At 68.8% G+C, this 12,807-nt stretch carries 12 protein-coding genes and 1 pseudogene; 5 read left to right on the top strand and 8 right to left on the bottom strand.

The features are described 5' to 3' along the window. Window positions 1-4: 4 nt before the first annotated feature. From J8I34_RS04545 to J8I34_RS04575, 8 genes are all read right to left on the bottom strand, one after another. Window positions 5-868: a branched-chain amino acid ABC transporter permease gene (locus J8I34_RS04545; protein ID WP_209777769.1), complete on the bottom strand. Its 864-nt coding sequence runs from the start codon at window positions 866-868 to the stop codon at window positions 5-7. A 116-nt stretch (window positions 869-984) separates the two neighbouring features. Continuing rightward, window positions 985-1,113 carry a hypothetical protein gene (locus J8I34_RS35235; RefSeq protein WP_255360115.1) on the bottom strand — a complete coding sequence of 43 codons (129 nt, stop codon included), beginning with the start codon at window positions 1,111-1,113 and terminating at the stop codon, window positions 985-987. Window positions 1,114-1,578: 465 nt separating this feature from the next. Next, window positions 1,579-2,571, bottom strand: a complete 993-nt coding sequence (locus tag J8I34_RS04550; protein WP_209805447.1) for a tripartite tricarboxylate transporter substrate binding protein — start codon at window positions 2,569-2,571, stop codon at window positions 1,579-1,581. 103 nt (window positions 2,572-2,674) lie between these two features. Further along, window positions 2,675-6,259, bottom strand: coding sequence for an indolepyruvate ferredoxin oxidoreductase family protein (locus J8I34_RS04555; protein ID WP_209805428.1), 3,585 nt, complete (start codon window positions 6,257-6,259; stop codon window positions 2,675-2,677). A gap of 90 nt (window positions 6,260-6,349) precedes the next feature. Beyond that, a complete protein-coding gene (locus tag J8I34_RS04560; protein WP_209805429.1) occupies window positions 6,350-7,393 on the bottom strand; it encodes an Ldh family oxidoreductase in 1,044 nt (347 codons plus the stop codon). Further along, window positions 7,390-8,094 (bottom strand): GntR family transcriptional regulator, encoded by a 705-nt coding sequence (locus J8I34_RS04565; RefSeq protein ID WP_029047505.1) that lies wholly within the window; start codon window positions 8,092-8,094, stop codon window positions 7,390-7,392. The genes J8I34_RS04560 and J8I34_RS04565 overlap by 4 nt, the downstream gene beginning before the upstream one ends. A 5-nt stretch (window positions 8,095-8,099) precedes the next feature. Then, entirely contained in the window at window positions 8,100-9,254 is a 1,155-nt protein-coding gene (locus J8I34_RS04570; RefSeq protein ID WP_209805430.1) for a UxaA family hydrolase, read from the bottom strand. A gap of 5 nt (window positions 9,255-9,259) precedes the next feature. After that, complete coding sequence (locus J8I34_RS04575; RefSeq protein ID WP_209777761.1) at window positions 9,260-9,550, bottom strand: UxaA family hydrolase; 291 nt, start codon at window positions 9,548-9,550, stop codon at window positions 9,260-9,262. Between the two features lie 218 nt (window positions 9,551-9,768). Here J8I34_RS04575 and J8I34_RS04580 point away from each other — a divergent pair, with 218 nt between their 5' ends. The 5 genes and pseudogenes from J8I34_RS04580 to J8I34_RS04600 all read left to right on the top strand — a co-directional run. Beyond that, window positions 9,769-10,230, top strand: coding sequence for a hypothetical protein (locus tag J8I34_RS04580; protein WP_209805431.1), 462 nt, complete (start codon window positions 9,769-9,771; stop codon window positions 10,228-10,230). Continuing rightward, on the top strand, window positions 10,220-10,585 hold the full coding sequence (locus J8I34_RS04585) for a hypothetical protein (RefSeq protein ID WP_029047501.1): 366 nt from the start codon (window positions 10,220-10,222) through the stop codon (window positions 10,583-10,585). The genes J8I34_RS04580 and J8I34_RS04585 overlap by 11 nt, the downstream gene beginning before the upstream one ends. Before the next feature lie 79 nt (window positions 10,586-10,664). Next, on the top strand, window positions 10,665-11,639 hold the full coding sequence (locus J8I34_RS04590; RefSeq protein ID WP_209805432.1) for a zinc-binding dehydrogenase: 975 nt from the start codon (window positions 10,665-10,667) through the stop codon (window positions 11,637-11,639). Window positions 11,640-11,665: 26 nt separating this feature from the next. Beyond that, on the top strand, window positions 11,666-12,460 hold the full coding sequence (locus J8I34_RS04595) for a TauD/TfdA dioxygenase family protein (protein ID WP_029047499.1): 795 nt from the start codon (window positions 11,666-11,668) through the stop codon (window positions 12,458-12,460). Between the two features lie 117 nt (window positions 12,461-12,577). Continuing rightward, a pseudogene (locus tag J8I34_RS04600) lies at window positions 12,578-12,807 on the top strand (NAD(P)(+) transhydrogenase (Re/Si-specific) subunit alpha); the annotation flags it as partial.

Consider the following 12,807-nt stretch of genomic DNA (forward strand, 5'->3'; position numbering starts at 1 on the left):
CTCCTCAGGCTGCCTTGCCGGCAAACAGGCCCTGCGGCCGGATCGACAGGATCACCACCAGCAGCACGAAGGCGATGATGTCCTTGTAGTCGGTGGAAACGTAGAAGCCGCCGAAGCTCTCGGCCATGCCGATGATCAGCCCGCCGACGATGGCGCCGGGGATGCTGCCCATGCCGCCCAGGATGATGATGACGAAGGCCTTGGTGATCACCAGGTTGCCCATGCTCGGGTAGACCAGGTTGATCGGCGCGTACAGCGTGGCGGCGATCGCGGCCAGGGCGCCGGAGATGGCAAAGACCAGCAGCGTGACGCGCGTGGCATCGATGCCGACCAGCGCGGCGCCGTCGCGGTTCTGCGCCATCGCCATGATGGTGGCGCCGGTCATGGTGCGCGTGAGGAACAGGTGCAGCAGCACCATCAGCGCGAACGCGGCGCCGATGATCAGCAGGCGCTGCAGCGGCGCGGTCAGGCCGAAGATATCGACGATCTGGCCATACGGCGTCGGCATGCGATGGAAGTCCGCGCCCCACAGCGCCTGCGCGCCGGCTTCCAGGAACAGCAGGATGCCGATGGCCGCGATCATGTCGTGCAGTTCGGGCGAGTTGCGCAGCGGATGGAACACCAGCCGGTCGGCCAGCATCGACAGGGCCGCCACCACCAGCGCGGCGCCCACCATCGCCAGCCAGTAGTTCACGCCCAGCGCCGTCATCAGGTAGTACGACACATAGGCGCCGGCCATGTAGAACGCGCCGTGCGCGAAATTGGGCACGTGCAGGATGCCGTAGACCAGGGTCAGGCCAAGCGCCACCAGGCTGTAGACGCCGCCCAGCGTCAGGCCGTTGAGTATCTGTTGAAGGAACAATGCCACGGGGTTACCTCATGCGGTTCGCGAATCGGAAATCCAGGCACGCGCCGGCAAGGCGCCGCGCGTGATCTCTCGCGGCAGCGCCGCGCGCTGCCACGCAAGAATTCGGGGCGTATGGATCAGGCGCGCGGAGTGCGCGCCGGACGGCGGGCGCCAGCGCCTGGCTGGCGTGGGCCGGTCGGCGTGGTCGGGGTCGCGCCGTAGCGGTTACGGGGCGGATGCGCGGACGCGCGGTTCGGATAATGCATGGGCTGTCTCCTGTGCGATGCGGCAACGTGGCCGCCCGGCTTGCCGGGCGCCGCTGTGCCGTCGGCGGCAGCGAAAAGCCCGGTGACGAGGTGTCGGGAATATTCCCGCACGGTCGTTCGTTTTCACCGACTTTTGCATAGGCTTCGCGGCATCGTCAAGGAAACCAGCGGAGTATTCCGCACGGCGAAATAGCGACGGTGAAACCCTCGGGAAAGCCCTTAATCGTTACGGCCTTGGAGGCGTCGCCCCCGTTGCAGGGGCAGGCATGATTGCGGAATGGGAGCGGGCGAAGCTAGCGGCGCCTCGCCGTCGTGGCATGTCGGCGCGGCGGTGGATGCCCGCCTGGACGATGGCGGGGCAGCGCCGGCGCGGCAACCGGCCTGACCCCGCTAAGTCCGGTCGCCGCGCGGCGCTGCTTTGCCGCAGCGGCTGGTCGTGGAGATCGATGGGGGGATGGCGGCCGCTTACTCCAGGCGGAACCCGGTTTCCTTGATCGCCAGCGCCCACTTCTTCTGCTCGGCGGCCATGAAGGAGGCGAACTGGTCCGGCGAGCTTTGCGCGGCCGGGTCGTAGCCCTTGCTGGCCAGCTGCTGGCGCACGCCGGGGGCGTTCAGCGCCTTGTCGATCTCCTTGCCGAGCAGCGCAACGATGTCTTTGGGCGTGCCGGCCGGCGCCACCAGGCCGTACCATTCGCTGGCCTCGATGCCGGGGAAGCCGGCCTCCGCCATGGTCGGCACGTCAGGGAACAGCGGCAGGCGCTGCCTGCTCGCCACGGCAATGGCCTTGAGCTGGCCGCCCTTGACGAACGGCATCACCGCCGGCACGCCGTGGAACATCATGTGGATATGTCCGCCCACCATGTCGGTCAGCGCCTGCGGGCCACCCTTGTAGGGGGCGTGCACGACGTTGATATGGGCGCTTTCCTTGAAGACCTCGCTGACCACGTTCTGCTGCGTGCCAGGGCCGACCGAGGCATAGCTGAGCTTGCCAGGCTCCGCCCTGGCGCGCGCCACCAGTTCCTTGACGGACCCGGCCACCGAGGGGTTGACCACCAGCATGTAGGGCGAGCTCGCCATCAGGCCCAGCGGCGCGAAGTCCTTGCCCAGGTCGAACGGCAGGTTCTTGTGCAGGCTGGCATTGATCGCCATCGGCGCGCTGGCGACCAGCAGCGTGTAGCCGTCGGGTGCCGCCTTCGCGCCCATGCCGGCGCCGATATTGCCGGTGGCGCCGGGCCGGTTGTCGACGATCACCTGCTGGCCCAGGCTGGCGCTCATCTTCTCGGCCACCGTGCGCGTGACGGCGTCGACACCGCCGCCCGCGGGCCAGGGCACGATGATGCGGATCGGGCGGTCGGGATATCCGCCTTGTGCCAGCGCACCGGTGGCGCAGGCGGCAAGTGAGGTGGCAAGCGCGATCGCGCCCAGGGCACGGCCAAAGCGGTTCAGTACGGTTTTCATCATCGTGTCTCCTCGCTGTTTCTCTGGGTGGGATCCCCGGCCGCGGCGGCCGGGGCCCGTTCGCTGTCTTCAGTCTGTGGGGGGAATGCCGTTTGTCTTTTGCCTATGCCGCCGCGCTGGTGCGGGCCGGAGCCTGCGTGCCGCCCGCGCGCCACTGCGCCATCAACCGCTCCCAGCGGGCGCGCGTGGCGGCCAGGTTGCGCGCCTTGACGTGGCCGTAGCCGCGGATCTCCTGCGGCAGCCGCGCGATCTCCAGTGCCAGTTCGAGGTTGTGCGCGGAAAGTGCCGGCAGCAAGGCTTCGATGCTGCGGCGGTACTCGCCGATCAGCGCGCGTTCCTCCTTGCGTTCCTGCGTGTAGCCGAAGGGATCGAACGGCGTGCCGCGCAGGCCCCTGAGGCGGGCCAGCACGCCGAAGGCGTTGCGCATCCATGGGCCGTAAGCACCCTTGACCGGTTCGCCCTCCTTGTTCCTGCGCGCCAGCAGCGGCGGCGCGAGGTGGTGCACCAGGCGGACCTTGCCTTCGAACATCGACGCGATCTGCTCGCGGAAGGCGGCGCCGGTGTGCAGGCGCGCCACCTCATATTCGTCTTTATAGGCCATCAGTTTGAACAGTGAGCGGGCCACGGCTTCGCTGAGGCGGGTGCCGCCGACGACCGATTCCGCTGCGCTGACGCGGCTGACGAACGACTCGTATTGCGCCGCATAAGCCCGGTTCTGGTAGCCGGCCAGGAACCCGGCGTGCTTGCGCACCAGTTCCGCCAGCGGCACCTTGCGCACGAACTGGATCACCTGCGAGCCGGCCGGCTGCGACGGCAGCCTCGACTGCAGTTGAGACATATCGTGCGCGCACAGGCGCCCCCATTCGAACGCCGCCTTGTTGCTGTCGACCTGCACGCCGTTGAGCTCGATGGCGCGCATCAGCGCCGCGTGCGACAGCGGCACCTTGCCTTGCTGCCAGGCATAGCCGAGCAGCAGCAGGTTGGCGAAGATCGACTGGCCCAGCAACTGCCTGGCGACCTGCTCGGCGTCGAAGCTGGCCAGTTGCCCTTCGCCTGCGGCGCGCGCGATGCGCGCCACCGCCTCGCCGGCCTGCGGGTCCCAGTCGGGGTTGCGCACGAAGGCCGCGGTCGGGGTCAGGTGGCTGTTCAGCACCACATAGGTCCGTGCCGGCGACATCGCGGCAAGCGTTGCCTTGCTGGCCGCGACCACGGTGTCGCAGGCGATCACCAGGTCGGCCATGCCCAGGTCGACGCGGCTGGCGTGCAGCGCATCGGGGCTGGCGGCGATCTGGATATGGCTCCAGGTGGCGCCGCCCATCTGCGCCATGCCGGTCGCGTCCTGCGTGATCACGCCCTTGCCTTCCAGGTGCGCGGCCATGCCGAGCACGCCGCCGATGGTGACGATGCCGGTGCCGCCAATACCCGCCACCACGATGCGCTGCGGCTTGCCGGCGTCCGGCAGCGTGGGCATCGGGATCGCCGGCGGCGTGGCCTTGCCGCCGGCCGGGTTCGCGGGCTTCTTCAGCTGGCCGCCTTCGACCGTGACAAAGCTCGGGCAAAAGCCCTTGGTGCAGGAGAAGTCCTTGTTGCAGGTGTCCTGGTTGACCTTGCGCTTGCGCCCGAAATCGGTCTCGACCGGCTGCACCGCCAGGCAATTGCTCTGCACCGAGCAGTCGCCGCAGCCCTCGCACACCAGCTCGTTGATGACCACGCGCCGCGCCGGGTCGGCCATGGTGCCGCGCTTGCGCTCGCGGCGCTTCTTGGTGGCGCAGGCCTGGTCGTAGATGATCACGGTCACGCCGGCGACCTCGCGCAGTTCGCGCTGCACGGTGTCCAGCTCGTCGCGGTGGCGCACGGTGACGCCGGCCGCGAGGTTGCCGACGCCCTTGTACTTGCCCGGCTCATCCGTCACCACCACGATCTGGCGCGCACCCTCGGCGGCCAGCTCGCGCGTCATCGCCGGCACGTCGAGCTGGCCATCGACCGGCTGGCCGCCGGTCATGGCCACGGCGCTGTTGAACAGGATCTTGTAGGTCAGGTTCACGCCGGCATGGATCGACTGGCGCACCGCCAGCAGCCCGGAGTGGTTGTAGGTGCCGTCGCCAAGGTTGGCGAACATGTGCGCGCGCTTGCTGAAGGGCGCCTGGCCCATCCAGTGCACGCCTTCGCCGCCCATCTGCGACCACGAGGTGGTGGACCGGTCCATCCACACCACCATGCCGTGGCAGCCGATGCCGGCGGTCGCCACGGAGCCCTCTGGCACGCGCGTGCTGGTGTTGTGCGGGCAGCCGGGGCAGAACCAGGGCAGGCGGTCAGTCGCGCGGCTGTCGCCCTGCGCGCTGGCCTGTTCGCCGGCGGCGATCTCCTGCAGGCGCCGGTCCATGCGCGCGGCCACGTCGGCCGGCACGCCCAGTGCCTTCAGCCGCAGCGCGATGGCCTTGGCCACCAGCGCCGGCGACAGGTCGGCCTTGGCGCGCAGCAGCCAGTCTTCGGCGGGCTTGCGGTGGCTCCACTCGCCGCCATTGCCAACGCTGCCGTCACCGTGGTGGTACTTGCCGAACACCGCGGGACGCGCCGCGGGCGGGTAGTGATAGAGCTCGTCCTTGAGCTGCTGCTCGATCACGGGCCGCTTTTCCTCGACCACCAGCACCTCGCGCAGGCCGCGCGCGAATTCGCGCACGCTGTCCGGCTCCAGCGGCCACACCACGCTGACCTTGTGCAGGCGGATGCCGAGGGCGCGGCAGGTGGCATCGTCCAGCCCCAGGTCCAGCAGCGCCTGGCGCGTGTCGCTGTAGGCCTTGCCGCTGGCGACGATGCCCAGGCGATCGTCGGGCCCCTCGATCACATTGCGGTTGAGACGGTTGGCGCGCACATAGGCCAGCGCCGCCGGCCACTTGAACTCCATCATGCGCGCCTCGGCGGCGAGCGGGTCGTCGGGCCAGCGGATATGCAGGCCGCCGCCGGGTTGCGCGAAATCCTCCGGCAGCACGATGCGCACGCGGTCGGCGTCGGTGACCACCGAGGCGCCCGATTCCACCACTTCCTGCACCGTCTTCATGCCCGACCACAGCCCGCTGAAGCGGCTCATGGCAAAGGCATGCACGCCCAGGTCAAGGATGTCCTGCACGTTGGCCGGGAAGAATACCGGCAGCCCGCACGCCATGAAGGTGTGGTCGCTCTGGTGCGCCAGCGTGCTGCTCTTGGACACGTGGTCGTCGCCCGCCAGCGCGATCACGCCGCCCAGCGGCGCGGTGCCGGCCAGGTTGGCGTGCTTGAGCGCGTCACCGCTGCGGTCCACGCCGGGGCCCTTGCCGTACCAGATGCCGAATACACCATCGAACTTCTTGCTGGCGGCATCGAACTCCAGTTGCTGCGAGCCCCAGACCGCCGTGACGCCGAGTTCTTCATTGACGCCGGGCTTGAACACTACGTCGCTCGCGGCCAGGTGCTCGCGCGCCTGCCACAGCGCCTGGTCATAGGTGCCCAGCGGCGAGCCGCGATAGCCGGAGATGAAGCCGGCGGTGTTGTGGCCGGCTGCGGCATCGCGCCGGCGCTGCAGCAGCGGCAGGCGCACCAGGGCCTGTACGCCGCTCATATAGGCACGGCCGGACTCCAGCGCGTACTTGTCATCGATCGACACAGCGGCCAGCGCCTGGCGGGCCGCATCGGGGGGCATGGGGGCATTCATATTGGCGGTTTTTCAGGCTAGCAGGGTTGAACGGGGCCAGCCGGTGTGCGCGTGGCACCCGGATCTGTGGCTAAACGGGAAGGAAACCGGCTACCCGGGCAGGGGGATGCCCAGCGCCTGGCCGAGCGTGTCGAGCTCCCGCACTACGGCATCAGGCAATGCGATGCCGTGCTGGCGCCCTTCGCGTTCGAGGGCATCGCCGCGATGGCCGGGCAGGCGCGCGTCGGCGCCGCCCGCGGCAAGGTAGTTGCCGGTCCATTGCGCCATATAGTCGGCAAAGAGCTGCTGGCCGGCGAAGGCCTCGGGTTTGACCAGCCAGACGAAGCCGCCCTGGCGGCCGACCGCGCCGGCACCGGAGACAGTATTGCGGTCCGGCGACAGCGAGTCCGCGGTGGCGGCCATGGCGCCGGCCAGGCACTCCACCATCATGGCGATGCCGATGCCCTTGTGCCCGCCCATGGGCAGCAGCGACCCCTCCAGCGCGCGCGGCGCATCGGTGGTGGGCTGGCCGTCGGCGTCGAGGGCCCAGCCTTCCGGGATGGGTTTGCCTTCGCGCGCGGCCAGCAGGATATGGCCGCGCGCGGCGACGCTGCAGGCCACGTCGAACACGATCGGCGCCGCGCCCGGCAGCGGGCAGCCGAAAGCAATGGGGTTGTGGCCCAGCGCCGGGCGGGCAAAGCCTTCCATGCCCAGCACCGGCGGGGTGCGCTGCCCGACCATGCAGAAGGCGCCGGCCTCGGCGGCCTGCAGCGCCGGCAGGCCGAGCGCGCCAAGGTGGCCGCACGACTGCACCGCGACCAGCACGCTGGCGCTGTGCTCGAGCGCCTGCAGGCCGAGCTGCACCGCGTGCGGCGCCGCCACCTGGCCCATGGCGCCATCGGCATCGAGCACGATCCCGCCGGGGAAGGCGCGGTGCGACATCCGCGGACGCGGGTTGAAGTCGCCCGCGCGCAGCCGGTCGACGTAGGACGGCACCCGCGTCAGGCCATGGGTCTTGTAGCCACGCAGTTCGCTGCGCACCAGCGCCGCGGCTGCCTTGTGCGCGTGGCCGGAGGCCACGCCGCACGCTTCGAAAACGGCCGCGGTCCAGTGCGTGAGCTGGTCTGCGGTACGTCGGATGGGGCGGGTCGTCATGTTGACTTCTCCCTGACAATCATCAGGCGCTCCGGGAACGGGGCGGCATAGACCGACTGGTAGTAGAGCGGCTGGTCGCGCAGCGTGTAGCCGCGCAGTTCCATGATGAAGGCCGGCGCGTCGGCTTCGAGCCCGATCTCGCGCGCCGCCGCGGCGGGGGCCGGCCCGAAGCGGATCCACTGGTCCACGCGCAGCGTCGGCAGCGACAGGCGCTGGCCGATCAGCTCGCGCAGGTTCTTTTCCAGCGCCTCGCGGTCCAGGCCGCCGAGCTGGGCGAAGTCTTCCTCGCGCAGCCAGAATTCGCTGTACAGGTCCAGGCGCCCGCCCACGCTGATGACGCGCTCGATGCGCACATAGCCATCGCCGCCGAGGAATTCCGACCACGGCCCCTGGCGCTTGATGCGCTTGACCGAGCGGGCGTGCACATAGGACGGCAGCTCGTTGCCCTGCTCGTCGCGAAAGCGCAGGTAGCGCACATCGGCCGGCGCGACCCGGGTGCCGGAGACAAAGGTGCCACGGCCCTGCTCGCGCGTGATCAGCCCCGAGTGCGTCAGCCGGGCCAGCGCCTTCTGCACCGTGCCCACGCTGACCCCGTGGAAGGTGGCCAGCTCGCCCTCGGAGGGCAGCCGGTCGCCTTCGCGCAGGGCGCCGGACTCGATGGAGCGGATGATGGCGTCGGAGACGCTGCTAAGTTTGGTCATGGTTGTTACAGGCTCAGGGCGAATCGACTGATCGCGGTCTCCCGGATATCGAGCACCTCGCTGGTCAGCCGCGTGCCGGATGCGACATCGATCGCATAGCCATACAGCTGCTCGCCGAGGTCAGAGATCTTGTCCCCGTGCTGCAGGACGCCGCTGACGTCGAAGTCAATGTTGTCGGCCATGGTGTGCAGGGTATTGACGTTGCCGCACACCTTGACCGTCGGTGCCACCATGCTGCCGATCGGATTGCCCACCCCCGTGCCGAAGAAGGTCAGCTGGCATCCGCCGGCAGCCAGCGCAGTGAGATTTTCCACTGCCGCGGCCGGTGCGTCCATGAAATGCAACCCCTTCTTCTGCGGCGCCTCGCCGTAGCGCAGCACGCCTACCAGCGGGCTGGTGCCGGCCTTGGCCATCGCGCCCAGCGCCTTTTCCTCGACCGTGGTCAGGCCGCCGCGCTTGTTGTCGGGCGAGGGCTGGTCCTCGCGCATGTCCACGCCGCGCGAGATCGCCAGGTTCTCCATGTTGCGCACCGCGGTGACGAAGGCCTCGCGCACGCGGCCATCGGCGGCGCGCTCGGCAAACAGGTGCTCGGCGCCGATGAACTCGGAGGTCTCGGAGATGATGACGGTGCCGCCCTCGGCGATGACCATGTCCGCCATGCGGCCGATCACGGGATTGCAGCTCAGCCCGGAGGTGGTGTCCGAGCCGCCGCACTCCACGCCGATCACCAGCGACGACACCGGGCACGGCACGCGCCGCGCCCGCGACGCCGCCAGCGACAGCCGCGCGGCCTTGCGCGTGCCGTCGGCAATGCATGCGACCGTGCCATCGGGCTGCAGGTGCACGCTTTCAACCGGCTTGCCGGTGGCGCGGATGCGGCGCGCCACTTCTTCGGTCGACGACTCTTCCAGGCCGACCAGCAGCACCGCCGCGATATTGGGATTGCGGCCCAGTCCGGCGAGCGACTCGAAGGCGAAGTCCAGGTCGGCGCCGAACTGCCCGCGCACGAACAGCGTCGTCACCGGGATGCAGCCGCCCACGGTGCGGGCGATGGTCCGCGTCACCGGGTTGCAGTTGTCCATCACGGAAACCACCGCGACCCAGTTGCGCACGCCGACCGCGCCGTTCTCGCGCGGGTATCCGAGGAAGTTTGTAGCCATCTGCTTTACCCCTTGTGCAGGTCGCCGCGGGCACGCGCCGACTCGATGTTGTGGACATGCATGTGTTCGCCGGCGCGCGCCGCGCGGCTGGCGCGGCCGATGACCTGGCCGTATTTCACGATGGTGGCGCCCGCCGCCGTGTCGGCGATGCAGATCTTGTGGCCAAACGGCACGTCCTGCAGCAGCACCAGCCTGCCGGCGCGCTCGCCTTCCAGCAGGCAGGCTTCGCCGGCGTTGCCGGCGTCCAGCAGGGTGGCCACATTGTCGGCCGGGTTCAGTACGATGGCTCGCGGCATTGATCAACTCCTGTATAGGTGTTGAGGCCAACTGTAGGGAACCGGACGGCGTATGGTCAAGAAGAATTGGGGGATCTACGAGAAAACCACTACTCCATCCATGCAAGTCATATATAGAAGTTTGTTGACACCAGCACGGCCGCTGTCTATCGTCATGACAACGGCAGCGATGTCCGCGCCGGCTTATCGACACCTCGAACCCACGGGAGAAGGCAGGCATGAAGGTTCGGTCACACCAGGAGAAGATCGGGAGGCTGCAGGCGTTGCGTGCGCGGCTCGATCCGCAGCAGGATTTCGGCCTCTGGTTCTGGGCAGGCATGACCGCAGGCACCCATGCCGTGAACGCGGCACTGCACCACGCAGGCGTCACCCTGGACGACGACAGGTTCCCCACGCAGCCGGGCGTCTACATGGTGCCGCAGCCCGACGGCAGCCTCAGGCCGGCGTTCGGTCCGCTGGGTGACGTACTCCATGTCGGCCGGCCGAAAGTCGAGGCACCGGTGCCAGCCGACATCGCGGCAATGATGGCGGCGATGGAAGAGATCGAGCATTACCGCGATCCCTGCCTGCGCGAAGGGCTTGAACCCACTCCGGCCATCGCCGGAGTCTGCGATGCGGCGCTGCGCCGCTGCCTGGCACTGCTGGCGGCGCGCCTGGAAGGAGCAAGGGATGGACATTGAACGCCACATGGCGATGGCGCTCGGTATCGAGGCCTCGCTGCAGAAGTGCACCAGCGCTGACTACGAGATGCTGATCGAGGGCGCGATGCTGGCCGGCACGCACTGGCTCAACGCGCTGCTGCACAAGCGCGGCACCACGCCGCCACAGGCGGACGTGTTTCACAGCTACCTGCTGACCGTCAATGAATTCCGCCGGCTGGCGGTGGCGGCGGAAAGGCCGCTGCATGCGCTGGCCGCGATTGAAGACAGCCGCGTGCCGTTCGTGCGCGGCAACCACCCCGGCGGCGAAGCGGCCGCCGAGCGCGCACTGGAACTGCTGTCGCTGATCCGGGCGACGGCGCTGGGCAGCGCCTAGGGCAGCATATTGGGCAGTACATAGGGCAGCACAGGATCAAAGGCATGCAACACATTGCGAGACGGGAAAGGAGACAACAGTGAAGGCAGTCCGCGTAGTGCCGGGCCCCGAGGGCGGCACGGTCGAAGTGCAGGATATCCCGGTGCCGGTGGCGGCGGCGGCGGGGCAGGTGCTGGTCAGGGTGCGCGCCGCCGGCCTGAACCGGGGCGAGATCAACCAGGCGAAAGAATTGCGCTCGGGGAATACCATCACCGCCGGCGTCGAGTTTGCCGGCGAGGTGGCCGACGTTGGCGCGGGCGTCAGCGGCTGGCGCAAGGGCGACCGCGTGATGGGCCATGGCCGCGGCTGCCAGGCCGAGTACGTCGTGGCCGACCCGCTGGCGCTGATGCCGGTGCCGGATGGGCTGTCGTGGATCGATGCCGCGGCGTTTCCCAATGTCTTCATCACCGCGCATGATGCCCTGGTCACCAACGGCCGGCTGGTGGCGGGCGAATCGGTGCTGGTCAACGGCGCCTCGGGTGGCGTGGCGCTGGCGGCGATCCAGATCGCCTCGCTGATGGGCGCGCGCCCCGTGATCGCGTCGTCGCGCTCGGCGGCCAAGCTCGACAAGATCAGCCAGTTCGGCGTGGACGTGGGCATCGATGCGTCGCGCGACGACCAGGTCGAGGCGGTCATGGAGGCAACCGGCAACAAGGGCGTCGACATCATCATCGACACGGTCGGCGGCCCGGTGTTCGAAGCCAATATGCAAAGCCTGGCGGTCAAGGGCCGGCTGGTGAACATCGCGCGGCTGGGCTCGGCGACCGCGCAGATCGACCTGACGCAGCTCTGGCTCAAGCGCCTGCAGCTGATCGGCGTGACCTTCCGCACGCGCACCGAACAGGAGCGGCTGGAGTGCATCCAGGCGTGTGCGCGTGACATGCTGCCATTCCTGCGCGCCGGGCGCGTGCGCCTGCCGGTCGACCGCACCTTTGCCATGACCGATATCGCCGCCGCGCATGCGTACATGAAGCAAGAGCAGCACGTGGGCAAGATCGTGCTGCTTGCAGACTGATTCCACAGAAAAGACGAGGAGACATGATGACCATCCAGATCCAGGCACTGACCGGCTCCGTTGGTGCCGCCGTGACCGGCGTCGACCTGAACCAGCCGCTCGACGACGCCAGCTTCGACATCCTGCACCGTGCATTCCTGGAATACGGTGTGCTGGTATTCCGCGGCCAGCACCTGCAGCCCGCCGCCCAGGTCGCCTTCGCGCGGCGCTGGGGCAAGCCGGTGCAGGGCAACCCGCTGCTCAAGGGCCTGACCGAGTTCCCGGAGCTGGCGCAGGTGACGAAGATCCCCAAGGAGACCGCATCGACCGAGGCCTGGCATTCGGACTCGATCTACACCGAGGTGCCGCCCAAGATCTCGATCCTGTCTGCGGTCACCATCCCGGTGGGCGGCGACACCATGTGGTGCAACCAGTACGTGTCCTACGAGCGGCTGTCGCCGGCGATGCAGCGCATGATCGAAGGCCTGCGCTGCCGCTTCTCCGGCGCGCGGCTGGCCAGGATGACCGGCTCTGACAAGGTTCCCACCGCCGTGCATCCGATCGTGCGCACCCACCCGGAAACCGGCCGCAAGGCGCTGTACGTGGGCCACCCCGATACCGCGCAGTGCATCGAGGGAATGACCGGCGCGGAGAGCCGGCCGCTGCTCGACTTCCTCTACGAGCATTCGGTCTCGCCCGACAACGTCTACCGCCATATGTGGCAGCAGGGCGATGTGGTGATGTGGGACAACCGCTGCACCATGCACTACGCCGTGCACGACTACGGCAATGCCGAGCGGGTATTGAACCGCGTGACGCTGGAAGGCGAAGTGCCGCGCTGAGCCACAGCGCCACAAACCAGCGCCACAAACCGGCGCCACAAACCGGCGCCGCCATGCGGCGCCCGGCACCAAGGGTGCCCGTCCGGACGCCGGACGGGGCCGATCCGGAGAATGATGATGCTGATAGGGATCCCGACGGAGTCGCGGGCGGGGGAGGCGCGTGTTGCCGCGACGCCGGAGACCGTAAAGAAGTACGTGGCCCAGGGCCACAAGGTGGTCGTCCAGGCCGGCGCCGGCGTTCGCGCCAGCCAGCCCGATGCCGCCTATGAGGCGGTCGGCGCCACCATCGGCACCGCTGCCGAGGCGCTCGGGGCGCAACTGGTGCTCAAGGTACGCGCCCCCGAGCC

This window comes from Cupriavidus phytohabitans, assembly GCF_017815025.1.
Taxonomy (GTDB): domain Bacteria; phylum Pseudomonadota; class Gammaproteobacteria; order Burkholderiales; family Burkholderiaceae; genus Cupriavidus.

What these genes read in the sequence shown, in the direction of transcription:
- J8I34_RS35235 (WP_255360115.1), bottom strand. Translation starts at nt 1,113, where the DNA reads ATGCATTATCCGAACCGCGCGTCCGCGCATCCGCCCCGTAACCGCTAC.
- J8I34_RS04550 (WP_209805447.1), bottom strand. Translation starts at nt 2,571, where the DNA reads ATGAAAACCGTACTGAACCGCTTTGGCCGTGCCCTGGGCGCGATCGCG.
- J8I34_RS04555 (WP_209805428.1), bottom strand. Translation starts at nt 6,259, where the DNA reads ATGAATGCCCCCATGCCCCCCGATGCGGCCCGCCAGGCGCTGGCCGCT.
- J8I34_RS04560 (WP_209805429.1), bottom strand. Translation starts at nt 7,393, where the DNA reads ATGACGACCCGCCCCATCCGACGTACCGCAGACCAGCTCACGCACTGG.
- J8I34_RS04565 (WP_029047505.1), bottom strand. Translation starts at nt 8,094, where the DNA reads ATGACCAAACTTAGCAGCGTCTCCGACGCCATCATCCGCTCCATCGAG.
- J8I34_RS04570 (WP_209805430.1), bottom strand. Translation starts at nt 9,254, where the DNA reads ATGGCTACAAACTTCCTCGGATACCCGCGCGAGAACGGCGCGGTCGGC.
- J8I34_RS04575 (WP_209777761.1), bottom strand. Translation starts at nt 9,550, where the DNA reads ATGCCGCGAGCCATCGTACTGAACCCGGCCGACAATGTGGCCACCCTG.
- J8I34_RS04580 (WP_209805431.1), top strand. Translation starts at nt 9,769, where the DNA reads ATGAAGGTTCGGTCACACCAGGAGAAGATCGGGAGGCTGCAGGCGTTG.
- J8I34_RS04585 (WP_029047501.1), top strand. Translation starts at nt 10,220, where the DNA reads ATGGACATTGAACGCCACATGGCGATGGCGCTCGGTATCGAGGCCTCG.
- J8I34_RS04595 (WP_029047499.1), top strand. Translation starts at nt 11,666, where the DNA reads ATGACCATCCAGATCCAGGCACTGACCGGCTCCGTTGGTGCCGCCGTG.